Source organism: Posidoniimonas corsicana (genome assembly GCF_007859765.1).
Taxonomy (GTDB): domain Bacteria; phylum Planctomycetota; class Planctomycetia; order Pirellulales; family Lacipirellulaceae; genus Posidoniimonas; species Posidoniimonas corsicana.
Map to the genome: position 1 here is coordinate 1,647,340 of NZ_SIHJ01000001.1, position 26,279 is coordinate 1,673,618.

At 67.7% G+C, this 26,279-nt stretch carries 23 protein-coding genes; 10 read left to right on the forward strand and 13 right to left on the reverse strand.

All coding sequences use genetic code 11. The features are described from left to right. Window positions 1-4: 4 nt before the first annotated feature. Entirely contained in the window at window positions 5-808 is an 804-nt protein-coding gene (locus KOR34_RS06380; RefSeq protein WP_146563240.1) for a hypothetical protein, read from the forward strand. A 9-nt stretch (window positions 809-817) separates the two neighbouring features. Here KOR34_RS06380 and KOR34_RS06385 read toward each other — a convergent pair whose 3' ends face one another. Both KOR34_RS06385 and KOR34_RS06390 read right to left on the reverse strand, forming a co-directional pair. Then, on the reverse strand, window positions 818-1,231 hold the full coding sequence (locus KOR34_RS06385; RefSeq protein ID WP_146563242.1) for a hypothetical protein: 414 nt from the start codon (window positions 1,229-1,231) through the stop codon (window positions 818-820). A gap of 182 nt (window positions 1,232-1,413) precedes the next feature. Beyond that, window positions 1,414-2,181, reverse strand: a complete 768-nt coding sequence (locus tag KOR34_RS06390; protein ID WP_146563244.1) for an ImmA/IrrE family metallo-endopeptidase — start codon at window positions 2,179-2,181, stop codon at window positions 1,414-1,416. Window positions 2,182-2,350: 169 nt separating this feature from the next. Here KOR34_RS06390 and rimO point away from each other — a divergent pair, with 169 nt between their 5' ends. From rimO to KOR34_RS06435, 9 genes are all read left to right on the forward strand, one after another. Then, window positions 2,351-3,739, forward strand: coding sequence for a 30S ribosomal protein S12 methylthiotransferase RimO (rimO, locus tag KOR34_RS06395; protein ID WP_228714528.1), 1,389 nt, complete (start codon window positions 2,351-2,353; stop codon window positions 3,737-3,739). A 23-nt stretch (window positions 3,740-3,762) separates the two neighbouring features. Then, window positions 3,763-4,326 (forward strand): CDP-diacylglycerol--glycerol-3-phosphate 3-phosphatidyltransferase, encoded by a 564-nt coding sequence (gene pgsA, locus KOR34_RS06400; protein ID WP_146563248.1) that lies wholly within the window; start codon window positions 3,763-3,765, stop codon window positions 4,324-4,326. 21 nt (window positions 4,327-4,347) lie between these two features. Next, on the forward strand, window positions 4,348-5,394 hold the full coding sequence (locus KOR34_RS06405) for a CPBP family intramembrane glutamic endopeptidase (RefSeq protein ID WP_146563250.1): 1,047 nt from the start codon (window positions 4,348-4,350) through the stop codon (window positions 5,392-5,394). Further along, a complete protein-coding gene (locus KOR34_RS06410; RefSeq protein WP_228714529.1) occupies window positions 5,391-5,699 on the forward strand; it encodes a DUF167 domain-containing protein in 309 nt (102 codons plus the stop codon). Before KOR34_RS06405 ends, KOR34_RS06410 begins: the two co-directional genes overlap by 4 nt. Window positions 5,700-5,826: 127 nt before the next feature. After that, window positions 5,827-7,143, forward strand: coding sequence for an efflux RND transporter periplasmic adaptor subunit (locus KOR34_RS06415; protein WP_146563252.1), 1,317 nt, complete (start codon window positions 5,827-5,829; stop codon window positions 7,141-7,143). 30 nt (window positions 7,144-7,173) lie between these two features. Further along, window positions 7,174-10,554 carry an efflux RND transporter permease subunit gene (locus KOR34_RS06420; RefSeq protein WP_146563254.1) on the forward strand — a complete coding sequence of 1,127 codons (3,381 nt, stop codon included), beginning with the start codon at window positions 7,174-7,176 and terminating at the stop codon, window positions 10,552-10,554. A 600-nt stretch (window positions 10,555-11,154) separates the two neighbouring features. Beyond that, a complete protein-coding gene (locus tag KOR34_RS06425) occupies window positions 11,155-12,957 on the forward strand; it encodes a hypothetical protein (RefSeq protein WP_146563256.1) in 1,803 nt (600 codons plus the stop codon). Between the two features lie 289 nt (window positions 12,958-13,246). Further along, complete coding sequence (locus KOR34_RS06430; RefSeq protein ID WP_146563258.1) at window positions 13,247-14,359, forward strand: glycoside hydrolase family 43 protein; 1,113 nt, start codon at window positions 13,247-13,249, stop codon at window positions 14,357-14,359. 1,026 nt (window positions 14,360-15,385) lie between these two features. Beyond that, window positions 15,386-16,159 (forward strand): carbon-nitrogen hydrolase family protein, encoded by a 774-nt coding sequence (locus tag KOR34_RS06435; protein ID WP_197531192.1) that lies wholly within the window; start codon window positions 15,386-15,388, stop codon window positions 16,157-16,159. 31 nt (window positions 16,160-16,190) lie between these two features. Here KOR34_RS06435 and greA read toward each other — a convergent pair whose 3' ends face one another. The 11 genes from greA to KOR34_RS06490 form a co-directional block, all read right to left on the reverse strand. Next, window positions 16,191-16,670 carry a transcription elongation factor GreA gene (greA, locus tag KOR34_RS06440; RefSeq protein ID WP_146563262.1) on the reverse strand — a complete coding sequence of 160 codons (480 nt, stop codon included), beginning with the start codon at window positions 16,668-16,670 and terminating at the stop codon, window positions 16,191-16,193. Window positions 16,671-16,796: 126 nt separating this feature from the next. Further along, window positions 16,797-17,507, reverse strand: coding sequence for a zinc ribbon domain-containing protein (locus tag KOR34_RS06445; RefSeq protein WP_146563264.1), 711 nt, complete (start codon window positions 17,505-17,507; stop codon window positions 16,797-16,799). A 104-nt stretch (window positions 17,508-17,611) separates the two neighbouring features. Further along, window positions 17,612-18,598, reverse strand: a complete 987-nt coding sequence (locus tag KOR34_RS06450) for an endonuclease/exonuclease/phosphatase family protein (protein ID WP_146563265.1) — start codon at window positions 18,596-18,598, stop codon at window positions 17,612-17,614. 9 nt (window positions 18,599-18,607) lie between these two features. Then, window positions 18,608-18,997 (reverse strand): response regulator transcription factor, encoded by a 390-nt coding sequence (locus KOR34_RS06455; protein ID WP_146563267.1) that lies wholly within the window; start codon window positions 18,995-18,997, stop codon window positions 18,608-18,610. Window positions 18,998-19,176: 179 nt separating this feature from the next. After that, entirely contained in the window at window positions 19,177-20,313 is a 1,137-nt protein-coding gene (locus tag KOR34_RS06460; protein ID WP_146563269.1) for a UDP-N-acetylglucosamine--N-acetylmuramyl-(pentapeptide) pyrophosphoryl-undecaprenol N-acetylglucosamine transferase, read from the reverse strand. 261 nt (window positions 20,314-20,574) lie between these two features. Further along, window positions 20,575-21,993: a Mur ligase family protein gene (locus KOR34_RS06465; RefSeq protein WP_197531193.1), complete on the reverse strand. Its 1,419-nt coding sequence runs from the start codon at window positions 21,991-21,993 to the stop codon at window positions 20,575-20,577. Window positions 21,994-22,232: 239 nt separating this feature from the next. Further along, the gene (locus KOR34_RS06470) at window positions 22,233-23,165 is read right to left on the reverse strand and encodes a hypothetical protein (protein WP_146563273.1); all 933 of its coding nucleotides are present in this window, start codon (window positions 23,163-23,165) and stop codon (window positions 22,233-22,235) included. A 289-nt stretch (window positions 23,166-23,454) separates the two neighbouring features. Continuing rightward, complete coding sequence (locus KOR34_RS06475) at window positions 23,455-24,087, reverse strand: ATP-binding cassette domain-containing protein (protein WP_146563275.1); 633 nt, start codon at window positions 24,085-24,087, stop codon at window positions 23,455-23,457. 11 nt (window positions 24,088-24,098) lie between these two features. Beyond that, the gene (locus KOR34_RS06480) at window positions 24,099-24,518 is read right to left on the reverse strand and encodes a hypothetical protein (RefSeq protein ID WP_146563277.1); all 420 of its coding nucleotides are present in this window, start codon (window positions 24,516-24,518) and stop codon (window positions 24,099-24,101) included. Between the two features lie 13 nt (window positions 24,519-24,531). After that, on the reverse strand, window positions 24,532-25,875 hold the full coding sequence (locus KOR34_RS06485; RefSeq protein ID WP_146563279.1) for a hypothetical protein: 1,344 nt from the start codon (window positions 25,873-25,875) through the stop codon (window positions 24,532-24,534). Between the two features lie 48 nt (window positions 25,876-25,923). Beyond that, window positions 25,924-26,211, reverse strand: a complete 288-nt coding sequence (locus KOR34_RS06490) for a DNA-directed RNA polymerase subunit alpha C-terminal domain-containing protein (protein WP_146563281.1) — start codon at window positions 26,209-26,211, stop codon at window positions 25,924-25,926. Between the last annotated feature and the right edge of the window lie 68 nt (window positions 26,212-26,279).

The following is a 26,279-nucleotide window of genomic DNA, read 5'->3' on the forward strand; positions in this document are numbered from 1 at the left end:
CGCTATGATTCCAATCGAAGAACCAACCGCCCTCGATGCTGCTAGCTCGCCCGCGAGCCGCACGCTGCTGCTCGGCCGGCTGAGCCGTGACGAGCTGCAGATGGTCGAGTCGGCGTTGCCGAGCGCAAACCTCTGGAAGAGGGCGGAGAACCTGCTGCAGGCGCAGCGGGTTCTTGGCGAGGGCTTGATCGATCGGGTCCTGCTAGCACAGGCCCGGCCCGGCGACCTGCCGCGCGACGCAGTTAAGCAGCTCCGCAGTTGGGCGCCAGCGGCCGAGCTGGTAGCGGTGGCCGGCGACTGGTGCGAGGGCGAGCTCCGCACCGGTCGGCCTTGGGAGGGCGTGCCGCGGGTCTACTGGTGGCAGCTGGCGGACGACGCCCGTGAGACTGCCGCCGGCACGGACCACCAACTAGTGCTAGTCAACGCCAAGACCTTCGACGACGGCCGGATGTGGATCGACACGCTCCGCGGGCTTGGCTTCCCCAGCCTGTGGGCCAGGCGGGGACGCCCCGAGCCGCCGCACAGTGGCGAGCGGCTGGCGGTGTGGGACGGCGACCAACTGGACGGGCGGGAGGCGGATCGGCTGGCCGAGTTCTGCGCCCGCCGCCGGCGCGTAGGGGCTCCTGTGATCGCGGTGTTCGACTACCCACGCGGCGATGTCGTGGCGGCCGCCACCCGCATCGGCGCCGCCGCGGTGCTCGGCCGTCCGTGGTCCCTTGAGGCGCTCGAGCAGGCGCTCGCCCGCGTAGCAGCGCCATCGACGGCGTTCCCTGAGCCGCTGCTATCCGAGCGGCGGCTGGCGGCCTAGCGCCGCGGTTTAGGCGAAGACCATGGCCGAGCAGACCATGATGGCCAGGCCGCAGGCCGCCGCGGTGCCGAGCCAGAACAGCACGGTGCTCAGCCTGGTGGTGGGCCCCAGCAGCCAGGTCCAGTAGCCGTCGACCAGCGGGCCCGCCAGGAAGCAGGCGTTGGCGAAGATAGCCGCGGGGATCAATGCAAAGGCCTCGTCCTGGTCGACCGCGCCCGCGATAAGACCCGCCAGGATCAGCGGCAGGCTGACCGCCACCAGCGCGGCGTTGTACCAGAGCCGGCGCCGCTCCCAGGCCACAACCAGCTCACCCACCTGTAGCAGCCGCCGCTGGTCAGGCGTGAGCGCCGAGTCGGGCAGCCCGTCCGGACGGTAGTCGGCTTCAGTGGCCGGAGAGGCAAAGGGGTTGGTGGCGTCGGACATGGCTGACCTCGACACGTTTGCTCAAGAGCGGGATCGGAGCAACATGCCAATGTTCATTCACTAGCAGGCCGCACGCCGACCCAGCTCCAAGGCGCTCCCGAGAGGCTTAAGCAACCTCTGGAAACGCGGCTGGTCGTCACCAGAGTTTAACACGTCCTGACGCGTCGCTAGTCGCTGCAGCGTTATGGGTCTTCGAATTCGGTCAGCAGGATCTCGCGTTTCCAGTCCGGCTCGTGCACGGGCCAAGCCCTCACCCGCTGGACCCCGTCGGCTCGCGGACGCGAGTCGACCGGATCGCCCAACGCGAACGCCGCCTGCCAGGCGTCCAGTTCCGCCGGGCAGGGCGGTGGGGGGCGCCGCGGGCTTTCTCGGCGCCAAGCGGCAAGCCGCCAGGTCTGCTCGCCGTTGTCGATCACCGTCAGCGCGATCGGCCCGTCGTGCAGCTCCAGCATGCGGCGGGCAATCAGCTCGTGGCTGGCCGAACGGTACAACTGCTTAAGCGCGAGCAGGTCCCAGTCGCACTCCCACGCGTCCGGGATGAACCAGCGCTTCGGGAGCAGCAGGCAGTTGGCGAACCGGTTGGCCAGCCGCTCGCGGGCGGCGTCTGGGGTTTCGCTCGGGTCCGCGTCCAGCCGGTCGAAGATGCGGCCGGCGAGCAGCTCGCCCAGTTCGTGGGCCACGCACCACTGCCGGCGTTCCGGCCGGTCTTCGGCCGAGAGCACAATCACCTGCCCGCCCGGTGCGTGCGGCTGGCACGATGCTGCGCCGCCCAAAGAAACCCGCGACGCCCGCCCGGCCCGGCCACCGCCCGCCACCACGGTGCAGCCCAGGGTGGCCGCGACGGCGATCGCGTCGACCGGCGGGCGGTCGACGCCGGCCTCCCACAGCACCTCCCGCGACACCATCTCCACGACAGCCGAGAGCTCCTCGGCGGGAATCTCGCCAATCATTGGCCCGTGCTCCCCAGGGGTGAATGTGCACGCATGTACACTAATCGAGTCGGGGCCGCGGGGCAAGCGGGAAGTCCGGATACCGCCGGATCCGCGGGGCGCTTGCAAGAACGCCACCAGAACCGCGACAATTGAGCGATTGTCACGACCGCTCCCAGGGAACCAGAGCTTGGCCTCCACCTTCACCGACGACCTCCAGCGCGCCGACGGGCCGAAGGGACGCTACGCGTTCATCAGCCTCGGCTGCCCCAAGAACACCGTGGACAGCGAGCGGATGCTCGGCCTGCTGCGGCTGGAGGGGTACGAGCTGGTCGACTCGCCCGACGGGGCCGACTTCGCTGTGGTGAACACCTGCGGGTTCATCGAGCAGGCGCGGCTCGAGTCGTTCGGCGCGATCGACGAGATGCTTGACCTCAAGAAGCAGGGCCGCCTGCGCGGGGTGATCGTCAGCGGCTGCCTGGCCGAGCGGCAGAAAGAGGAGCTGCTGACCCATCGCCCCGAGATCGACCACCTGGTGGGCGTGTTCGGGCGGGACGAGGTGACCAAGGTGGCCGACCGGCTGATCGGCGGCATGGAGGAGCAGCGGCTGGTGTTCCGGCCCGCGCCCGCTAAGCCGCTGGAAGACGGAAAGCGGCTCCGCATCACGCCGGGCCACTACGCGTACCTGAAGATCTCCGAGGGGTGCGACCGGCTCTGCACCTTCTGCGCAATCCCCAAGATGCGGGGCAAGCACGCCACCAAGCCGATCGAGGAGGTCGTCGCCGAGGCGACCGAGCTGGCCGCGGCCGGCGTGCGCGAGCTGGTGGTCGTCGCCCAGGACACCACCTACTACGGCATGGACCTGTACGGCGAGCCCCGGCTGGTGGAGCTGCTCGGCGAGCTTGAGAAGGTCGAGGGCCTCGACTGGGTGCGGCTGATGTACCTGTACCCGATGTACTTCTCCGACGAGCTGATCGACACGATCGCCCAGAGCAAGAAGGTCGTGCCGTACCTGGACATGCCGCTGCAGCACATCAACGACCGGATGCTCAAGCGGATGCAGCGTCGGGTGAACCGAGCGCAGACCGAGGAGCTGGTCGGCAAGCTCCGCGAGCGGATCCCGGAACTGGTGCTCCGCACCACGCTTATCACCGGCTTCCCCGGCGAGACCGACGAGCAGTTTGAGGAACTGGTCGACTTCGTCCGCGACGCCCGCTTCGAGCGGCTCGGCGTGTTCACCTACTCCAACGAGCCCGACACGCCGGCGGCCCGGCTGCCCGACCACGTGCCCGAGGAGGTGATGCAGCAGCGTCAGGCCGGGCTGATGCAGGCCCAGCAGGAGATCGCCTTCGAGTGGGGCGACCGCCAGATCGGCGCCCAGCCGGAGGTGCTGATCGACGCGCCGCTGCCGGGCGAAGAGGGCGTGTGGCTCGGCCGCACCGTGGCCGACGCCCCGGACGTCGACTGCGTGGTCTACGTTTCTGGCGAGGGCCTCAAGCCGGGCGACCTCGTGCCGTGTGAGATTGTCGCCCGCAGCGACTACGACCTGGTCGGCACGCCGGTCGGACCCGCCCGCTAAACCCGCCCCAACCGCTAGGCTCCATGGCCAACGTCTGGAACGTCCCCAACACGCTCTCCGCGGCCCGCATCGTGATGGCGGTGCTCTGCTTCGCGGGGCTCGAGCTGGGCTTCGTCTGGGCCGCGTTGGCGCTGTACGTCGTGGCGACCGCCACCGACTGGCTCGACGGCTACTGGGCCCGCAAGTACGGCCAGGTCACCCAGCTCGGACGCATCCTCGACCCGTTCGCCGACAAGCTGCTGGTGTGCGGCGCGTTCGTCTACCTGGCGGCGGCGCCCGGGTTGGGCGTGGCGCCCTGGATGGCGGTGGTGGTGCTCAGCCGCGAGCTGCTGGTCACCGCGCTGCGGAGCTTCGTGGAGGGCTCGGGCGGCGACTTCTCGGCCAAGTGGGTCGGCAAGTGGAAGATGGCGCTGCAGTGCGCTGCGATCATCATTGGCTTAATCCTGATGGCCCTGCCCACGCCCCCGGTCGAGTGGCTGCGGATGGCGTTCCTGGCGTCGCTGTGGGGGGCGGTCGCGATCACGCTCTACTCCGGCGTGGTGTACGTGCAAGCGGTGGTGGCCTTCGCCCGCGGCGGCGGTCGCTAACCGACCTTTTGACGGGGAACCATGTCGGACATCGTTGAGGCGCTGAAGGAACTAACGCTGTTCGCGGTGATCGCGGCGCCCATCTGGGCGGTGCTGGTCCGCAAGCGGCTGCGGGAGGGGAGCTTCCTGCCGTATACGCCCCGCTGGCCCGTTCCCTGGGGCCCGGTGGGGGCGTTCCTCGCGATCGGCTTCTTGATCCTGTCGCTGCTCGAGGCGGGCGCCAGCTCAGGTCCCGCCGACCAGGCCCCGGCCCAATCGGCGATGACCGCCGACCAGTTTGTGCAGTTCGCGGTGCTGTCGGCTGTGCTGAACCTGGGCCTGGTCTTCGGCCTGGTGGTCTTCTTCCTCAAGTCCGGGCGCTCGACCCTGAGCGACGTGGGTCTGCCCGAGGACGGAACGGAGGTTCTGTCGGACCTGCGGCTGGGGGTCGTGACGGCGCTGGCGTCGCTGCTGCCGGTCTATGCGCTGCAGGTGTTGTTGGTGGTGGGGCTCGGCGTTGAGTCCGAGCACCCCACGCTGCTGCAGCTGCTCAACGACTCCAACCCGCTGGTGCTGCTGGCGGCCTGGCTGACCGCCGGCGTGGTGGCGCCCGTGTTCGAAGAGTTTGTCTTTCGCCTGCTGTTCCAGGGATGGATGGAACGCGTCGAGGACGAGGCCCTGGGAATCGCCGGCCGGCTGACCCTCGAAGAGGGCGAGGACGATGGCCAGGAGCCAGAGCCGAAGGACGAAATCGATGCCGGCCGCTTCGTGGACAGCGACAACCCCTACGCCTCGCCCCAGGTGCACACGCTACGCCGGCTGCGCCGCCGACGCGGCACGCCGCCCACCCCGCCCGAAGAGACCTTCGCCGGCCTGCCGCACGGCTGGGGGCCGATCCTGATCAGCTCGTTCGTCTTCGCGTTGCTGCACCTGTCGCAGGGCGCCGCGGTGGGGCCGCTGTTCATCCTGGCGTTGATGCTCGGCTACCTCTACCAGCGGACGCACCGCATCACGCCGTCGATCTTCGCCCACATGACGTTCAACACCATCTCGCTGCTGGCCGCGTACGCCACGGCGCACGCGTCGTGAGCGAGCCGCTGGAGCTGTCGCCGCACCCCCAGGGCGTGGTGCTGGCCGTGAAGGCCCGCGCCGGCGGTGCCTGCAACGCGGTGGCCGGCGTCCGCGACGGCCGCCTGCTGGTCAGCGTCACCCAGGCGCCGGAGAAGGGGAAGGCCAACGCCGCGATTGGCCGGGTAATCGCGAAGGCGCTCGGCCTGCGGCCATCCGAGGTGCAGCTCTTCGCGGGGCCGACGAACCCGCAGAAACGTTTCCTGCTGGTCGGCGCCGACCCGGACGCGGTGCGACAAACGGTCGCGGAGCTGTTGGCGGACTGACCGCAGCGGGTACAGTGCGGCCCGGCGCCGCGAAAGTTGTCGGACCGGCGCAGGGCGTCTATCATGCTGTCGGTCGGCGCCCACCCGCTGTGGCCCCGCCTCGTCGACTCGTTCCGGAACCCCCGCTGTGACCGAAGTTGCCAAGAAGGTTGGTCAGTACGTCGTGCTGATCGCGATCACGGTCTTCGCCTGCGCCGTGATGTGGTACGTCAGCTCGCGGAGCACCGGCGTGCACGACGACGCGGCTGGCGTCGCGAAGCCCGCGGTCGCGGCGCGCACCAAGGCGCTGGTCAGCGTTACCGCGATCCGCCCCGAGGTTGTCGACCTGACGGTCAGGCAGAGTGGCAAGATCCGCGCGTGGGAAGACTACACGCTGGCCTTCGAGGTCGCCGGACGGGTGCAGGAGCTGGGCGTCAACGAGCAGGGCAGGCCGCTCGACGTGGGCGACCGCGTGCAGGCCGGTCAGGTGCTCGCGCGGCTCGACGACCGCATCTACGCCGCCCGCAAGTCCGAGGCGGTCGCGCAGCTCGAGCAGGCCGCGTCCGACCTCCGCCGCGACCGCCGCCTGTTCGAGCAGGGCCGCGGCGCGCTGACCGAGGCCGAGTACCAGGACACCCTCACTCGCCAGGCGGTCGCGCTCGCCCAGCAAGAGGTGGCGATCAAGAACCTGGAGGACACGGTGTTGGTCTCGCCCGTGACCGGCACCATCGCCCGCCGCCTGGTCGAGGCCGGCGAGTCGGTGACCGCCCACGAGGCCGTGTTCGAAGTCGTCGAGAACGACCAGTTGCTGCTGGTGGTCGACGTGCCCGAGTCGCGCGTCCGCGAGCTCGAGGCGCGGATGCGGCAGGTGGAGAAGGCCCGACGCGAGAACCGCTCGGCCGACCCGGAGGACAAGGTGTTCCGCGCCCGCGTGAACCTGGAGGGCCGCGACGCGTTCGGCGCCCGGCCGCCGATGATCAACGGCGAGGTGCACCAGATCGCCCAGGTGGCGGACGAGCGAACCAAGCTGTTCGAGGTCGAGATCCGCATCGACAACCGCGACCGGCTGCTGCGGCCTGGCATGGTCGCCACGGCCGACCTGGTGACCAAACGCGTGCTGGCGTACCGCGTGCCCGACGTGGCGGTGATGTTCCGCGGCGCCGACGCCTACCTGTTCACCGTCCGCGAGCAGCCCACCCCGGTCGAGGCGATCTTCTGGGAGGTCGGCCAGGCCGACCTGCGGGTGGCCAACCGGGTGAACCTCGAGCAGTGGGTCGACCAGGGCGACTCGATCGTCGTGCCGGCCGCCGACCACGACCTGCACGCCGTGGTGACCCGTGGCCAGCAGCGGCTGACCGACGGCCAGTACGTGCGGGTGGTGAACGCCGACGAGCTGCGCGGCGGCATGACCGACGCCACCGCCCAGCGACGGCCTGACCAGGACCAGGCCGCCGACGTCAACTAACGCCGGCCAGCCCCGGCGCCCGCGGACCGCATGAACATCACCAACCTCGCCATCGACCGCCCCCGCGCCGTGCTGGTGCTGACGCTGCTGGTGCTGCTGATGGCGGTGTACGCGGGCTACTTCACGCCGGTGCAGCGCTCGCCCGCTATCACCAAGGCGGTGGTGATCGTCGCGATCCCGTACCCGGACTCCGACCCGGCCAAGGCCGAGAACAACATCGCCCGCAAGGTCGAGGACGCGCTCAAGGAGCTGCAGAGCGTCGACTTCATCGCCTCGACCAGCATGCGCGGGTCGGCGGTGACGCAGGTCATCTTCCTGGACGACGTCGACCCCGACGCGGCCCGCATCGAGGTCCAGGACCTTGTCAACCGGATCACCAACGAGCTGCCGCTCGGGCGTGAGGTCCAGCCGATCGTCACGGACATCGATTTCGAGAACATGCCGCTGATGCTGCTGAACATCACGGCGCCCCCCGGGCTCGACGACCGCACGCTCAAGACCATCGCTGAGGACGTGCAGGACGAGATCGAGGCCGTCGACGGCGTGGCCAACACGCAGTTGTTCGGCGGCAAAGAGCGCGAGATCCACGTCAACGTGAACCCGGACCTGATGTCGCAGTACGGCATCTCGCTGGCGCAGGTGCAGCAGGCGATCGCCAACTTCCATGCCGAAGTGCCCGCCGGCGAGTTCACCACCGGCGAGTACGACCGCACCCTCCGCAACGAGACCGAGCTGCGCGGGGTGGCCGACATCCGCGAGGCGGTGGTCAGCAGTCAGGGGGGCCGCGTGATCCGCGTGTCGGACATCGCGGAGGTGATCGACTCGCACCGCAAGGTGATGAACCTGGCCGAGTTCGACGGCCAGGCCGGCGCGCTGATCATGGTCAACAAGGAGTCCGACATCAACACGCTCGGCGCTGCCCGCGGCGTCCGCGAGGTGGTCGAGGGCCTGCGGGACGAGTTCCCGGACTTCACCTTCGCCATCACCCGCGACGCGTCGTCGGAGATCTGGGTGATGTTCCGCGTGCTGGGCTCCAGCGCCATCTTCGGCGCGATGCTGGTGCTGGTGATCCTGGCGTGGACCATGGGCCTGCGGATCTCGCTGCTGGTGCTGATCGCCATCCCGTTCAGCATGGCGGTGGCGCTACAGTTCCTGTTCTTCGCCGGCATCCCGGTGTCGAACATGGTCGTGTTCTCGTTCATCCTCGTGCTGGGGATGGTCGTGGACGGGGCGATCATCGTGGCGGAGAACATCTACCGCCACATCGAACGCGGCGAGGACCCGGTCGACGCGGCCAAGAACGGCATCCACGAGGTCGGCATCCCCGTGATCGCCGCCGACCTGACCACCATCGCCGCGTTCCTGCCGATGATCCTCGTGCCGGGGATCATGGGCGACTTCATGGGCGTGATGCCCAAGGTGGTGAGCGTCGCGCTGCTGGGGTCGGTGCTGGTGGACCATTTCGTGATCCCCACCGTGGCGGCCCGCTGGTACAAGAAGCGGACCCCGGTAAAGGACGAGTCGCAGTCGTTCCACTCGCTGGTCGGCGGGCGGGCCGACGGGCCGCAGCACACCGCGCGGATCAGGCCCGACGTTGGTTTCTTCACCCGCGTCTACGCGCGGAGCCTGCGGTTCGCGTTGGCGCACCGCGGCTTTGTCATGATCTGGTGCCTGCTGGCGATGTGGGGCGCCAAGATCCTGATCGGGCAGCTCGGGTTCAACTTCTTCCCCACCAGCGACCGCGGGCAGTTCATCGTCAAGTACGAGCTGCCGCTGGGCTACAGCATCGAGGAGACGCTCAACGCGTCGCGGGTCATCACCGAGCCGCTGCGGCGGTGGGAGAAGAGCGGCATCCTGTCGCACTACGTGACCTCGGCGGGGTCGTCCGGCGGGCTGGCCGTCCGCGTCGACGACGACCCGGCCACCGGCCCCGAGTTTGGCCAGGTGCAGGTCGAGCTGGTCCCGCCGATGGACCGCAGCATCCACGAGCAGGAGGTCATCCGCTACCTGCGGGACAACGTGCGGCCGATCCCCGGCATGACCTTCAGCGTCGAGGAGGTCGAGGACGGCCCACCGGGCGGAGCGGACGTGTCGGTCCGGCTGACCGGCGACGACCTCACGCAGCTGGGCGAGATCTCCAAGGAGATCGCCGCGCGGCTCCGCGAGGTCCGCGGCGCGGTCGACGTGCAGACCGACTTCCGTGACGAGAGCCCCGAGCTGGTCATCGAGCCCACCCCCAGCGTGGTCGGCCTGTTCGACATGGACGAGGCCCGCATCGCGCAGGCGGTGCAGACCGCCATCGCCGGCGACAACCGCATCCAGATCACCCTCGACGACGAGGACGTCGACGTCCGCGTGCAGCTGGCGCCCGAGTACCGCCGCCGACCGGCGGACCTCAAACGCCTGACGCTCACCGGGCAGGGGGGCGAGCGGGCCACCATCGAGCAGCTGGCCGACATCCGCCGCGACGCCGGCCTGTACAGCATCAACCGGTACGAGCGGCAGCGGGCGGTGGTGACCAAGTGCAACGTGGTGGCGCCGACCACCCCCGCCGACGTGTTCAAGCGGATCAACGACCAGATCCTGCCCGACCTCGGCTTCCGCCCCGCCGCCGACGCCGAGAAGAGCCTGGAGGGCTTCGCCAAGAACCACATCGGCCGCCCCACCACGCTGGCCGAGGGAGTGCAGGCCGAGTTCACCGGCGAGAACGACGAACGCGACGAGAACTTCGGCTACCTGCTGTGGAGCATGATCATCGGCGTGGTGCTCATCGCCGCGATCCTGGCGATGCAGTTCAACAGCTTCCGCCAGAGTATGATCGTGATGGTCACGGTGCCGCTGTCGTTCATCGGCGTGGTGATCGGCATGTGGGCGTCGGGCTTCCCGTTCAGCCTGGCGTCGTTCATCGGGCTGGTCAGCCTGACCGGCATCGTGGTGAACGACGCCATCGTGCTGGTCGACTTCGCCAACCAGGCCCGCAAACGCGGCCTGCCGGTCCGCGAGGCGCTGCTCGAGGCGGGCGTCAACCGGCTGCGGCCGGTGCTGCTGACCACCGTGACCACCATCGGCGGCCTGCTGCCGCTGCTGCTCAACATCTCCGGCGGCGCCGAGTTCTGGCAGCCGCTCACCGGCGCCGTGGTGTTCGGCCTGGCGTTCGCCACGATCCTGACGCTGGTCGTGATCCCCTGCTGCTACCTGATCGCCTACAACATCCCGCTGTGGATCTGGCGGAGCCTGGGCGCGGTGGTGCTGGCGCTGATGGCGATGGCCCTAGGGTCGCAGGCCGGCCCCGGGGCGGGGGTGGTCGCGATGGCGGTCGTGCTGCTGGCCGGCGGCGCCTTCGCCGCGATCGAGCTGGTCCGCGCCCGCGACGCGGGCGAGGCGCTGCTGTGGGATTCGAACCCGGCTTAGCGGGGGGGGAGTCGCCAGCGGCGGCCGCGAGCCGCGTCTCGTCGCCCGACGCGTAAGCGGGGAAGGCCCAGACGCGCCGTCGCTACCCAAACAAAACAATGACGAAAGGTTCCAGTAACCGTTGCTTGCTCGCTCAAGCGACAGGGGTTGGGCGCACCTCAGCGCATTTGCCACGGGTGCAATTCATAGCGGTTGGTCCAACCGCCCGGGGTGTGAGGACACTCAAATCGAATGAGGTCTGCGAGCCGGCGGCGTAGGAAGGTTGTCTACTCGGGCGGTGGTGACCAGTCCGAGTTATGGCGCCTACTACAGGATACCCCTGAGCACGCGCAGGCTCGATATGCTTGGTTGATGGCGCCGCGTGCTCTCACAGGGACGCCCTGAAAGCTGTTTGATCCGCAAATGTCGCCCAGCTACAATATGCAAACCCGCAGGCTGGCGCCTACTCACCGTTCGCAGCCTCTTCGCGTTGCCCAAACACTCTTCCAAGTACTCCATAGCGCGCGGTTATATTCAGATCTAGAGACACCACCAGCCGGGCTCGAATCTTATTTGGGTTTCCTCCCCGGCATTCTTGTGTCTCTTCCCAAGAGGCCAACCATGAGATTTGAATATCGGTGCGCGATCGCCTTGCTACTGCCGGCCTTTGCCACGGTTCCTGTTGCATCCCAGACGCTACCGTCCGGCGTCATCAACGCCCCACCGACAGTGATCGATCATCTCGAGTCCATCGGCTCGGGTACAACGCTCAACCTGTTCGATGGGGGGCGGATTGGAACGAGCTTTAATGCTGGCTTGCCTGACGGATCGAGCACCAACGTGTTCGTGAACGTATTCGGCGGGTTCGTGGACAATTCCTTCGAGGCCAACGCAGGCAGCACGGTGAACATCAGCGGCGGGGACGGGGGCTCCCGCTTCGACGCCAACACAGGCAGTACGGTAAACATCAGCGGCGGGAGAGTGCGTGGTAGTTTCGAGGCCAACGCAGGCAGCACGGTGAACATCAGCGGCGGGACCGTGGACCCCGTCTTCGACGCCCACACCGGCAGCACGGTAAACATTAGCGGCGGGACCGTGGGCGGTTCCTTCGACGCCAGCTCCGGCAGTGTGGTAAACATCAGCGGCGGGAGAGTGGGAGCCTATTTCACGGCCTACGGCGGCAGCACGGTGAACATCAACGGCGGGACCGTGGGCTACTCCTTCCGGGCCCTCGACGACAGCAGCGTCGCGCTGAAGGGTGGAGAGTTTAAGTTGAATGGAGCCAAGTACACCGGCGGTTCAATAACACTAGAGGACGGCGACGTTCTTACCGGCACGCTGACGGATGGCTCGCCGTTTATTTTCTCCCCTCAAGCCGGCGACCGTGTGGCAGGCGTCACGCTCATTTCGGCCCCTCTAGAACCGATCGACACGACGCCCATCATTGTCGATGGCTCGGGCCCACCTGCGCCGGCTGGCTTGCGGGCTGGACAGACGCTCACATTCCAAGACGAACACACCTGGCTGGGCGGCAACTTCGCCGTGGTCGACGCCACGCTGCATGTCGAGGACGGACTCATCCTAAGTGGACTGGAAGCCGCTCGATCAGTCGTAAACGTAAGTGGCGGGCACTTACTTGACTTCGCCGCCTTCGATAGAAGCACGGTTAACCTCAGTGGCGCGAGAGTGTCCGAATCCTTCGGCGCCTCACACGGCAGCACAGTGAATATTACCGGCGGTTCTCTAGGAAGGACCTTCAGCGCCTCACACGGCAGCACGGTGAACATTAGCGGCGGTTCCTTGAGAAGGACCTCCGGCGCCATCGACGGGAGCACGTTGAACATCAGCGGCGGTCACTTGAGTGGCGTTCTTTGGGCCTCCGGCGGCAGCTCAGTGAATATCAGCGACGGGACCGTGGCCAGTTCCGTCAACGCCAACACCGGCAGCACGGTAAACATCAGCGGCGGGACCGTGGGCGCCTATTTCACGGCCTCCGACGGCGGCACAGTGAACATAAGCGGCGGGAACGTGGGCTTCAACTTCGACGCCTCCGACGGCAGCATGCTTAGCATCAAAGGTGGAGTAGTCGCCGGACTACTCCGCGCAAAATCGGGCAGTACCGTGGACATCATTGGAACAGAGTTCTACCTCGATGGGGTCTTAGTGGAACTCGAGTCTGGCGTGCCCACCGTAATTGCCGATCGCGATGTCCGTTTAAGTGGATTCCTGGCGGATGGTGCAGGTTTTGAGTTTGACCTCTATTCGACAGATTATGGGGACGGTCGAGACTTCTTCTCACCGGACGCCTCATTACAGCTTACTTATGTCGCTGTGCCTGGACCGTCGTCGATCCTTTCCCTCAGCCTAGTTGCGGCCGCGATCGGCGGGCGGCGGACTCAGTCCTGCAAGTTAACACTGCATTGATGCATCGCAAGGGCTTCTGCTGGCGGTGCGTACACGCGAAAGCTACTCTCACATCGCACCTTCCGCCGACTGGCAAGTGGCAGTTGGATGCATCGACCGTGGCGCCCGGCGCCACTGGCTCTGCAAGTGGGAACCACGACAGAGTCACACTTGAGTCAGCACTGGCGAAGCCAGTGCCGCCCAAAGACTTCGTTCGCCAGTGCTATCCGCCCGTCCTCCCCGCCTCGCGATCTTCAGCTATCCTAGGACTAGCGCCTCATCGCTCGTCCTGTTTTCATTGGAACTCAACATGACCCGCACCCTGTTAACTGCAGCCCTGTTGTTCTGGTTGACGGCCAGCTCGCCCTGCCTGGCTCAGACCGAGGGCGGCTTGGCTCTGCCGCCGATGAAGCCTGCGGGGCACGCCGGGGAGAAGCCCGCCGCGGCGCCGGCCGAAGCCGACCTGGCGGCCTACCTGTTTGTGTTCCACAAGGACGACGACCACAGCCCGCACTTCGCCCTCAGCCGCGACGGCTACACCTTCACCGACCTGAACCACGGCCGGGCCGTGATGAGCGGCCGCGACCTGGCCGAGCAGCAGGGCGTCCGCGACCCCTACATCGCCCGCGGGCCGGACGGCGCCTTCTACCTCGGCCTGACCGACCTGCACATCTTCGCGCAGCGCGAGGGCCTCCGCGACACCGAGTGGGAGCGGCCGGGCGAGCAGTACGACTGGGGCAACAACCGGGCGCTGGTGCTGATGAAGTCGTACGACCTGATCAACTGGACCCACACGATCTACCACGTCGGCGAGGAGTTCGAGCGGTTCAGCGACGTCGGCTGCCTGTGGGCGCCGCAGGTGATCTACGACCCGGCCGAGGAGAAGATGCTGGTGTCGTTCACCACGCGGTTCGGGCGGGGCCGCAACAACCTGTACTACGCGTACGCCAACGAGGCGTTCACCGGGTTTGTGGGCGAGCCGCAGGAGCTGTTCCAGTACCCCCGCGACCGCAACATCATCGACAGCGACATCGTGCACGCGGCCGGCGCGTACCACCTGTTCTACGTCGCCCACGACCGGCCCGGCGGCATCCGCCACGCGGTGTCCGACCGGATCAACGAGGGTTATGTCTTCGACGACACCAAGGTCGACCCGGAGCGGGTCGCCTGCGAGGCGCCCAGCGTGTGGCGCCGCCTCGGCACGGACACCTACGTGCTGATGTACGACGTGTTCGGCCTGCGGCCCCACAACTTCGGCTTCAGCGAGACCACCGACTTCAAGACCTTCAAGTCGATCGGCCGCTTCAACGAGGGCGTGATGAAGACCACCAACTTCACCTCCCCCAAGCACGGCGCGGTGGTGCACCTGACCGACGCCGAGGCGGACCGGCTGGCAAGCCGGTGGGGGCTGGAGGATTTCTAATGGGGGGCGGTCTAATCGGAGCGACCTCGAGTGTCCGCCTGGCAACCACACGCTTCAGCCGGCGCACGTTGGTTGGCGGGGCGAACCGGGGGCTAACGCCCTGCGGCTGATGCGTGGGCGCTGATGGCTGTGGGCCCTCGCTGACGCGTCGAATTGCGGCGGGGCGAGCGGTCGCGGGGGCTTTCTCTTACGCCCTGCTGCCAGTTTGTTGCTGAAACCGGCCACCCGGCGCGGTCAAATGGAGGGTGCGCTCGTATGCCTGCTCGCCGGCGCCGGGAGGAACCACAACGGCAGGACGGACCCCTCGTACCCAGACCGGGCCGCAGCGATCCGGGCTTGCTCGTCTTGGTTCGACCGATTCGTCGGCGCCGTTTTGTCCCATCGGCGCGCAGAAACGGACAAAACCCACCCCAGCTACTGTGAGGAGATTAGCGCAACCGACGGTTTAAAAAGCACTTGCAGAAAACCTAAGGAGAAGTAGGCCCTGAGTTTTGTCCCCTCCGCGCGTGTTTTTGGACAAAACGAATCGGACAAAACCAGCTCGAAGCCCTCTCTCTCAACTGTGGGAGGCGCCTCAGAGGCCGATTTGGATCTGTCGTTACACGCAATAAGGTGTGCTTGGAGAGCTCTCACACAACAGGTCTTTTATAGAGCCGCAAGACCTCGTGGAGGGGTTCGGGAGACGCGACACGATCGGGGGTGTGGTCCGGTGGGGATGTTGGCCTCTGGGTTGGGCAATCGCGGCGGGCGACCACCGCGCTTCGATTTGGGGCATTCTGCCAGTTCTTGGTAGAAAGTGAGCCACCCCGCGCGGTCCAATGTGGTGGTGAGGGGTCATAAGAGACGAGTTATAGGGCGGATGGGAGTGGTCGGTGATCGGCCGCGAACTCTTGTCCTTGCCTGTGTGCACGATTGGACAAGAGTCGCTCGCCGAAGCCCATGACGGGGGCGCTGGTAGGGGAGGGCTCGCGTGGGCGAGTCGTGGGAAGCGGGCCGCAGCGCTGCCCGGGCTGGTTTGGAGGACGGATGAAGATCGCGATTGCCCAACTCGACTGCCGGACGGGGGACCCGGACCACAGCCTGGGCCGCATGGTCCGAATGGTGGGCGACGCCCGGCAGGCGGGGTGCGACGTGGTGGTGTTCCCGGAGATGAGCGACACCGGCTACTGGCCGGAGAAGTTCTCGGCGGCGGCTCTGCCCTGGCCCGGGCCGGCGGTGGATCGGTTGGCTGAGGCGGCCGCGGAGCAGTCGATCGCGGTGGTCGCGGGGCTCTCTGAACTGGACGGCGGGGCGGTCTACAACGCGTTGGCGTTCCTCGACGCCGACGGCCGCCTACTCGGCAAGTACCGCAAGATGCACCTCTACTCGCCGCCGCCCGCCAGCGAGCACGCGTACTGCCGGCCCGGCGTCGAGCCGACCGCGGTCCGCTGCCTGGGCGTCGATTGGGGGTTGTCGATCTGCTATGACCTGAGGTTCCCCGAACTGTACCGGCTGCCGGCGATCAGCGGCGCGCAGGTGCTGATCAACGTTGCCGCCTGGCCGGTCGCGCGGCCGACGCACTGGGACTACCTGACCCGCGCCAGGGCGATCGAGAACCAGGCGTTCTTCGTGGCCGCCAACCGCGCTGGCACGGACGGGCCGTTCAAGTTCCTGGGCGGCAGCCGGATTGTCTCGCCAATGGGCGAGCTGCTGGCCGAGGCGGGCCGTGAGGAGCAGCTGATCACCGCCGAGCTAGACCTGTCCGAGGTCGACTCGTTTCGCACCAATGTGCCGGCGCTCGCCGACCGGGTGCTGCGTTGACGCCGCGCGCGGAGGGCTCTAGCCGCACCAGTTAATCGTCGAAGCGGATCTCGAGGATCTCGAACTTGTTGACGCCGGCGGGCACCTCGACCTCGGCCACCTCGCCGACCTTCTTGCCGATCAGGCCCTGGGCCAGCGGGCTGGTGACGTTGATGCGGCCCTCGTCGATGTCCTCTTCGCCGGCGCCGACCATGGTGAACTCCTCGGTGTCGCCGAAGTCGAGGTCCTTCACCTTGACGGTGCAGCCGAACACGACCTCGTCCTTGGGGAGCTTCGACATGTCCACGATGGTGGCCTTGGCGAGCTTGGTCTTGAGCGAGTTGATCTTGGCCTGCAGCATGCCCTGCGACTCGCGGGCGCCGTGGTACTCGGCGTTCTCCTTGAGGTCGCCCTCGGCGCGGGCCTCGGCGATCCGCTTGGTGATCTCCGGCATCTGCACGTTTTCCATCTCTTCCAGCTCGGCGCGGATCTTCTCGTAGCCGGCACGGGTCATGGGGACGGCGTCGCTCATGTCACAACTCACTCGGTCGGGTCGCGTTGGGGGTAGCCAAAAAAAGAAGCAGGGCCCTCTCTCCGAGGGCCCCGCTGATGGACGTATTTTGAGGGGTCTGCGGCCTGCTGTAAAGACCGGTCGCTGCTAGCCGCCCAGGTAGAGCACGGCGCCGCAGGACTGGCAGAACGCCGGCCGGGACATGGCCAGCGTGTTCTGCATATTCAGCGTGATCTGCTGGCCGCAGCCGGTGCAGGTCTTGCCCTCCACGGCCGACAGGCCGTCGGCGCCCTTGGCCTTGACGATCCGCTGGTACTCGGCGCGGAAATCGCTGGGCAGCTTCGCGTCGGCTTCGACCCGCTCGCCCTCCACCCGCTCGATATCGGCGCGGATGACGTCGGCGGAGTCCTCGACCTGCTTGGTGACCCGCTGGAGCTCCTGCCGGCCCTTGGCCAGGTCCTCGTCGGCCTGGGCGGCGGCGGCGGTGAGCGTGTCGACGCGGCCGAGCGCCTCGAGGATCTCGTCCTCCATGACGCTGTTGGCCATTTCGGCGGCGGCGATCTGCTCGCCGAGGGCCTGGTACTCCTTGTTGCTGGAGCACTCGTTGAGCTTCACCTTCCAGTTGTCGATCCGCTGCTCGCCGCTCTTGAGGTCGAGCTGCTTGGCGTCGGCGGCCATGCGGGTCTGCTTGACCAGCTCGTGCGCGGCGGCGGCGGCTGCCTCGAGCTTCGCGACGCTTGCCTGGTGGGCGGCGATCTGTCGGGGGCCACGCTCCAGGCGGCCCCGGAGGTCTTCCAGCTGCTGCAGCAGCCGGTGCAGCTCCATGAGCGATTCGGCGGGGACCGTGGTTGTTGACATCGAGGAGCCAATCCTGAACGAGGGGGCCCTGAGCGGCAGCCGTGTCCGCGGGCGGGGTGAACCTTAGTTGTATGTCCTGCGGCGGCGATTGCCAATCGGTGCGCCTAGTCGCTGCGAAACCCGACTTCGGCGTAAACCGGCCGGTGGTTCGAGCCGTGGGCGTTGCCCACCCACCGCGACCCGCAGGCCAGGTCGGGGGTTATGAGGCACTGGTCGATCGGCACCCCGACCAGGCGGCTGAGGAGGGGGACGCCCGCCGGGTACGTGTAGGTCAGACCGCGTCCCCGCGAGGTGTCGGTAAGGCCTAGGCCCGCGATGACCTCACTCAACCTGGGGCACCAGGGTGTCTGGTTGAAGTCACCCACGATGACGGTTGGCAGCGGGCTAGTGTCGAACCACGACCGCAGCCCCATCATCTGTACGTCCTGGATCCGGCAGCCTTCCCGGGTGGTGGGGCGCGTGGCGTGCAGCACGAGCAGTCGGATCTCACGCTCTCCGTAACGCACCCGCGCTTCGAGGGCGTAAGGCGGCCTGGCGAACCGCGTGGAGATGAGCTCTACCGGTCCACCCCTGCGGACCGCAATCGCGTACTGATCGTGAGAGTCGGTGTCGTATCCTTCGATCCGAGGCGGCGTGGGGCCGATTAGTGAGCGGGGTAGCTCGCACAGCAGGGCAACATCAACGCCGCTTTCTGCAACCAACTTTGAGACTTCCGTCGGCGTCTCATGCCCGGTCCAAGTGTTCCAGCTGATCAGTTGGAAGGACTCGGTTGGCGGTGGGCCCGTGACGGGGAGTAGCCACGGCCAAAGGTACGAGAGGTTGATCGCAATCGCAGCTGTCGAGGCCGTTAACGAGCTCCAGCCGCCACGCACTATGAGTGACAACAGCAGCAGACCCACGCCGGCCGCCAGCAGTTGGGGGCGGAACGGCGTTACGAGGCGCGCCGTCCAGTGGAGCGCGTCGAAGCCCGCGTAGAGCGAGGCCGCCGCTGCAGCGAAGGACGCTAGGCACACCAACCGACGCGTGGTCAAAGCCAGCAGGCCGGGCCCGTCGCGGTCCGGTTTCGGCGGGGGAGGGGGGGCGTCGGCCATGCCGGGCGGCTAGCCGATCAGCCGCTTTACGCTGTCGATCAGCCGGTCCATGGGGAACGGCTTGCGGAGGTAGTCGTCCACGCCCAGCATCTCCGCGTAAGCCTTGTGGCGGCTGCCCTCGTTGGCGGTGATCATGATCACGCGCGGCGGGTCCTCGCTGGTGCGGCGCAGCTTCTCTAGCACCAGGAACCCGCTCCGCTTGGGCATCATCATGTCGAGGATGACCAGCTGCGGATTCTCCCGCTCGGTCAGGGCGAGTCCCTGATTGCCATCGCGGGCGACCAGCACCTCGTAGCCGTTGGACTCCAGGGCTAGCCGCAGGGACTCAATAATCTCGGCGTCGTCGTCAACAAGCAGCACCCGCTTGGCGGCGGCGTCGGAATCGGAAGTCTTGGCCATGGCTTTCTGTCGTATGCGTATTGGGGCCCTGGCAGGGCCGCCGGCGTGGTCAGCCGGGGATCGAAGGGCCGCTTAATCGATGCAAGGGTAAGCCCTTAGATATATCGGCTTGCCGCCGGTTTTCAAAGGCGCCGTGGGCCCACCAGCGGGGAAACCAAGGCTTTGCCGGAAGGCCCGACCTAGGCGGCTGCCCGCTCGGCGACCAGGCCGAGCAGGCCGGCGCACAGCTCCGCGACGCGAGACGCCGCGTCCGGGCGGGCGATAGCGCGGGCCGACTGCGACATCCGGGCCCGGCGCACATCGTTGGGGAGCAGCTGACCGAGCTGTCGGGCGAGGCTAACTTCAACCGGCTCCGGGCCGTTCTCAGCCACCATCACGGCCGCTCCCGCCGAGACACAGGCGGCCGCATTGGCGGCTTGGTGGTCGTCCACGACGGTGGCGTCTGGCACGACGATCGCAGGCAGGCCGACCGCCTGCAACTCGGCCAACGTCGACGCGCCGGCGCGGCAGATGGTCAGGTCGCTGGCGGCGTACGCGGTGGCGATCTCGTCAAGCTGTGAAACAACCAGTGCGTCGAGCCCGGCAGCTTGGTAGGCGAGTTCGGTTGCCTGCAGTTGGCCTCTGCCTGCTTGGTGGACGATCCGCCAGCCGTCCAGGTTCTTGCGGACCCGGGCCAAGGCCGCCACGACGCCACGATTGAGCACATCGGACCGAGATCCGTTGGCCCCCGCCAGCACAAGCAGCTGCTTGCCGCCTTCGTGGTTGCCAGTGGCGGGCAGCGCGCCGGAGTGGATCTGGGAAAACTCATCTCGAGTGGGCACGCCGGTCACAACGAGCGGCGACTCGACCGGCAGCCCGGACTGGGCGTCCGAGTGAGCCAGGCAGACGGCCTCGGCGTGCCGCCCCAGGGTGCGGGCGGTGCGCGATACGCGGGCGTTCTGTTCCAGCAGGACGAACGGCACACAGCGGCTGTGGGCGGCTCGGGCCATGACGCCGGATACGGGGCCGCCTAACCCGAGTAGCAGCGAGGCCTTCTTCTCGCCTAGCAGCCAGCGTGACGCCCAGTAGCCCGCCGTGTTGTCGGTCAGGTAGCGGATGCTTTCCAGCGGGCTGCGGGGCAGCGCGTGGGCCGGCACCGAGAGGTAGTTGTGGCAGGCCGTCAGCGCGTCGTGCCGTTCGCTGGCGTCGCCGGAGCCTACGAAGGTCAGCTCCAGCTGGGGGCAGAGCTCACCTAGCCGTTGGGCGACGGCGAGCCCGGGGAAGAGATTGCCCAGCCGGCCGCCGCCGGCGATGACAAGGTGCGGGCTTAGAATCATGACGGCGCGCCAATAAGGAAGGGCCGGGCCCCAGGCCCGGCCCCGAGGGGTGTATCCGCTGAGTCGCCGGGGCGGCAAGCCGCCCCGGCGCTCAGCAATTAAGCTTCATCGTGAAGCACCACAAGGAGCGGTTGACCCAGTTACCGCGGAACCTCGTGGCAGCATGCTCCAACCCAGGGGAGGGTGGCGACGCTAGACCCCGCAATCTTGCGTCACCGACGATGAAGCTTCAGCATGGTTTGGTGAGCGGCTTGCGCCGCTTTAGGGCATCGTGACAGGCTCCCTGGTGTTCGACAGGCGGAGCTCCAGCAGCTGGCGCACAAGCCCTTCTTCCGCCCGGCGACAAGCCGGCGGCTTGGGGGACCCGGTCAGCACCACGGTGTCGCCGGGCTCGGCGAGGGCGAGCGCTAACGCGACGGCGCTGAAGCGGTCTTCCACGTGTTTGGTTTGGGGGCCGGTCTCGACCGGTTCGCCGTCCCGCGGGCAGATCACCAGGTCGCCCAGCGCAGTGGCCACCGAACAGACCGACAGCGGCGGGTTCTCCGCGAGCACAGCGATCACGCGTCCGGTGGTCATCGATCGGGCGGAGTTGAGCGACGCGCGGACCCGCTCGGCCGACGCGCCCTGGTCGATGAGGACCGGGAACGATTGCCCGCAGGGCGAGCCCTGCATCACGCCGGGCAGCTTGGCCACCGACTCGACGCCGGACGCGGCGTCGTGCAGGCTGACGCCCATCGCGTGCGCGGTGGCGATCGCTGCGAGGTAGTCGAGGGCGAACGAATCGCCGGAAATCGGTAGGTTGACCGCCGCCGTGTCGGCGCCGATGGAGACCATCATCACCTGCCCGCCAGCTCCGCACTCAACGACCGTGCCCTGCACGTCGGCGGGCTTGTCGAGCCCGTAGGTGACGCACAGGCCATCGCGTCCCGCGAGCAGCTTTAGGCAGTGGGGGTCGTTGGCGTTGGCCACCAGCGTGGCGAACGGCGGCAGGTCCTCAACCAGGGCGGCCGCCAGCAGCCGTTCTTCCTCAGGAGAGCGCCCGCCGGAGCGGTCGAAGGTTTGGTTGGTTAGGCAGAGCACGCCAAGCCGGATGCCGGCGTGGCTGTGCTGACGGAGCGAGCGGGGCGACAGCTCGAGCACCGCGGATCCGCAGCCCTCGGCCTCGCAATCGCCCAGCCACCGGGCGAGCCTAGCGGCTCCGGGGGCCGGGAGGTGGGTCTCTAGTGCGGCGGCGCCGTTAAACTCCAGGTTGTCGATCAGGCAGCCGCAGCGGGCGCCGGCGTGCCGCTGGATGCGGGCCAGCAGCCGCCCTACCGTCGACTTCCCGTGGGCGCCGGCGATGCCGGCCACGGTCAGCGATCGGCTCGGGTCGCCTACCAGGCGTTGGCAGAACTCGCCGTAGGCCACCCGTGCGTCGGGGACCACGAACTGCGGGACTTCGAAGACCGGCAGGTACTGGTCGGTGACGACGGCCTTCGCGCCGCACTGCACGGCTAGCTTCACAGCAGCTGTGGGGTCTTCGACGCAGCTGTCCAGGGCGAAGTAGACATCGCCGGGACGGGTGTCGGTAGCGTCGGTGGTGCAGCTCTCGGCGTGGACGCTGCGGTCACCAAACACCCGAACATCCGCCAGGGCGTCGAGTAGGCATACGCCGACCGGTTGTCGAAGAGTCTTCTGCACGCGCGGCCTCCTTGCCTGCGTGAGTTGCATAGTTGACGTCCCCGTCCTTGGGGTGACAGGATGTTCGGCGAATCCCCGAACCGCGTCAAGGGAAGTTCTGGGGCTGCCCTGGATTCGGTGCGAAGTTCCGCTCTCCGCACGGTTTGCGTCGTTGGCGGTATCGCGCTGGGCGCACGAAAAAAGCCCGCCCCCGAGCAATGCAGGGGCGGGCTGTGGAGTTCTCAGGTGGCTCGTTCGCGTTAGTTCGACGCCGACGACCAGCCGCTGGCGCCCAGCGAGCGGTGCTGCGGGGCCCGGGCAGGCTGCTGCGTGGTGGCGGACGCTTGGCGGACGCTTGTGTCACGCTTGTACACGGCGTTCCAGACCGGGGCGGCCGGTTTCCGCGTGACGCGGTCCACGGCGTTGGGTGCGTAGAGCGGCGGGGCGTGGAAGAAGTTGGACTGCTCGGCGTCGAGCACGCTTTCCTCGTCCGACTCCGCATCTTTCTCCTGTTCAACCGGCGGCTTCTGACGCTCGGTCGCCACCGGGGCGTTCGGATCGATGTAGGGCGCCGGTGTGGGCCCGCCGCCGTAGCTATCGTTGCCGTAGTTGGAAGGCGACTCCTGGTAGACCGCCTGGCTGGCGCCGCCGGCGCAGCTCGAGCAGCCATTGCCGCCGCAGCTAGCGCAGTCGGTCGCACACGCGGGCACCACCGGCTCGCAGCAGGTGGTGACCGGCGAAAGGGTCACGGCACGGTAGTTGGTGGTGTAGGTAGCGGAGGCGACCGCAGCGTACCCGGCCGTGTAGGCGGTCGGGGCGTACCCAACGTTGTACGTGGCCGGCGCGTAACCCACGCTGTAGCTGGGCGGGTAGGTCGGCTGGTACGCGGCCGTGGTGTAGGTTGCCGCCGCGGCGGGGGCGGGGTCGCCCCAACCAAGCATCCGTCGGACGTACATCCCCGGGTACCAGCCCCGGTAGACCGTGGTCGCCTGAGTGGTGACAGGCGAGTAAACCGTTTGGGATACGGGCATGTAGGCCGTTTGGGCGACCGGCATGTACGAAGTCTGTGCGACCGGAGTGTAGCCGGCCGAGGTCTGAGCACAAGTAGAGCACTGCGCGTTCGCCAAGTCGGCGACGCCTACCAGCACTGCGGCTGCGACGAGGCTGCGGAGCAGGACGACTCGAGATGGCATAGTTCGGGCTCGTGGCATGGTGAAGACGTTCTTTCTCATATACTGATGTAACCCCTAAACCACCTGCTGGGCAACCAATTACTGAGCCGACTTGAGCATTTGGAAGCAGATTAGTTCTGCGCCAATTGCGTCGGTTGTAGCGGTTGGCGCCGGTCGCGGCGGGCCTGGCGCGGCGTCGCCCGTAAGTGTAGGGGGAGCAGAGGTCGCGGTGTTGAAAGACTCCTGGCCGCCCCGCGAGTTGGGGGGCCTTAACCGCCGTGCAGAACGGGGTTGCGCCTCGGCGGCCGCCTCAAGCGGGCCCGCCGCATGCACGCGACAATCCTTTGCCGGGTTCCTGTACGAAATCCAGGCGCGATGGTTCGCGCCGGCGCTGCTCGTGCCGGTCGTACAGGTCGAACCAAATCTCCCGTGCGTTGGCGCCATGCCTGCCGAAGGCGTGTCGCAGGTCGGCGAGCGTGACCGAGGTCTCATGATCGCGGGTGAGCCGATTGAAGCAGCAGGTCAGGTCGTTGAAGGAAGGGGACAGGCTGGCGAGCGTTGGGAGCCCCGCAGTCGAGTGAGAGGTGGCTACCACCCCCCATCCGCGGCGCCGCCACTGCCGCCGGCGCCAGCAGCTGAGCTGCTCGAAGCTATCAATCAAACAGACCCGGCCCCGCACCGCTGGGTCGGACGGCGGGGCGAAGTCGCGGCCTCCCCTGATCCAGCGCACGGGCGTGCCGAGCGATTCGATTTCGCGACCAATCGCCTTTAGGAGCGTGCTCTTGCCCGAACCGTGCGGTCCGAGGATCTGCCCACGCCAGTCGCTCGACATTAGCTGGGCGACACACGCTTCCACGCTGACGCCGCCGGTGGCTAGGAAGGGCAGCGCGCCGGGGCGGGTCCAGCAGGTGGCGAACGGGTTGCTGTCGCGTGAAGGGATCATCGAGGGCGTTGTCATGTGGCCTCCCTCGGCTCCGGCGGCGCTGTCCTGCCCAAGCGGAACGGCGCCTCGGTGACGTGCGTGCGGTAGCCGCCCAGGTTGAGGCGCACCCGCACGCACCAGCAGATCTTAACGCTGAGTCCATCGTACGAGAGCGGGCTCTCGGGGAGTTGCACCTCGAGTTGAAACGGTGAAGAGAGCCGCGCATCCTCGCCGAGCAGACGCTCGAAGTAGTGCACGTGCAGGTCCTCATCGCCCTTGCCGACCGTACGCCACAGCACCGACACCTCGGCGCTGCGGCATTCGAGCGCGTCCGCGTTGTGGACCGCGCACACCGCACGCAGCGACTCGCCGGCGTTGTACTCACGCCTCGAGTCCGCAAAGCGGATCGACACGTCCGGGTCGGCGATGGGCGGCGCGTTGGTAGATGGCAAAGTGAGGCTCCGGCTAGGCGACCGTCTGCGGCGATGGGGGCGGGGCGGCTTGCACGATCCCCGAAGCCACCGCGGGTGGGAACACGCACACCAAGAAGCTCCGGCGGAAGGACGGCCAGCGGAGCGGCGTCACGCGCACCTCGAGGAACCACCGCACCTCATTGTGCGGGGCCTTGAACGAGTGCATGGCGTCGGCGGGCGTTTGGAAAGAGAACGCCCGCTCGAGCGGCTTGTGGGTGATTACCTCGCCCCGCGGTTCCTGAAGCACCACCTGGCGGTAGACCTCTTGCACGCTGGTGCGGGTGTCGGTGCCCTCGCAGAAGGTCGCGACCTCGTCGCAGACCAGCGAGACCGTGAGCCCGCGGAACTTGAACTGACCCGTTTGGATCATCTGCCCGCGGTAGCTCCCGCCCGGGTAGAACGGGTGGTCGGACACCTCGACGCTCGTCAGCCCGATGCCGGTCGAGGACCGCGCCTCGTGGTACAGCAGCACAACCATGTAGACCCCGCCGATGGCGAGCGGCACGATAGCCAGCAGCAGCGCCCACTGCGGGCGGCCCCTCCAGAACTCCAAGCCGAGCCCCGAAAGGAAGAACACCACCAGCAGGTTCCAGGCCACGCAGATGGTGGCCAGCGTGGCGATCCGCCAGCCCGAGTCGCCCAGCGACGGCAGGCGGTACTTCAGCCGCACGCCGGGGCTGTCGGTAATCTGGGAAGTGTCGGGCAGGCCGGCGCCGACCACCGCGCCGCTGGCGGGGGCGAGCACCGCCTCCAGCCGGCCGGCGCGTTGGGCCACGGACTGCCGCCGCTCGGGCGAGATCCCGGCCCGCAGGAACGAACGCGTCACGCCGACCACGCCGAGCACGATCAGCGAGAACGGGATCAGCGTGACCAGCCACGGCCACCAGCGCCGCCGCTGGGTGAGCGTGACCCGGCTGGTGTCAGCCGGGTCGTACCAGCAGGGCGCCTGGCTGCCGACCTCAAACTTCTGTAGCGTTCGGTCCGAGTCGTTGCGGTGGGGCGAGGGCTCGCCCGCCATCGCCCACACCGGCGGCAGAAACCTGCCCGCCTGCTCGAGTTGCACCCGGCACTCGGGCTGGTACTCCCAGCCCGCCGGGCCGGCCTGCGGGTTGCTCTTCTTGCCGATGATCTCGCAGCGTCCGGGCAGGTAGCCGGACAGGTCCGAGCGGACCTTCCACTCGGGCGCGAGCACGTTCTGCACGTGCAGCCACAGCGCCACGGCGCCCACCGCCAGGAACACGACGTGGTACAGCAGCTCGGCGGCCAGCGCCAGCCGTGGCGATCCGCTGCGTCGGGCGCCCCGCTTCTTCAACCACAGGCGGAATCGGGAACGCATCGGCTTCGCGGAGTCAGTGGGGGCGCCGACGCTATGCGGTCGGCGGCGTTACTTCGCCCTACGCTGCGCCGGCAGGGTCGCGCGGCCGGGGCGGTAGAAACCCACATTCTCCAGCGCCTTGTAGACCTCTTCAAGCGTTTTCTCGCCGAAGTTCGAGATGCTCAGCAGGTCCTCGCGCGTGCAGTGCAGCAGGTCGTGCACGGTGAACACGCCCTTCTCCTCCAGGCAGTTCGTCGTGCGGACCGCCAGGCCGATCTCGGCGGTGCTCATCTCCAGCCGTTCCTTCATCTCTTCCGATTGCGCCTGGGCGCGGTCCATGGGGATACGAGTAGCCATGGCGTGGGGTCCCTCCCATTGTGTGCTGGCGGTCCGGCTGCGGCGGCCGCCGGTGGCGGATTGGGCGA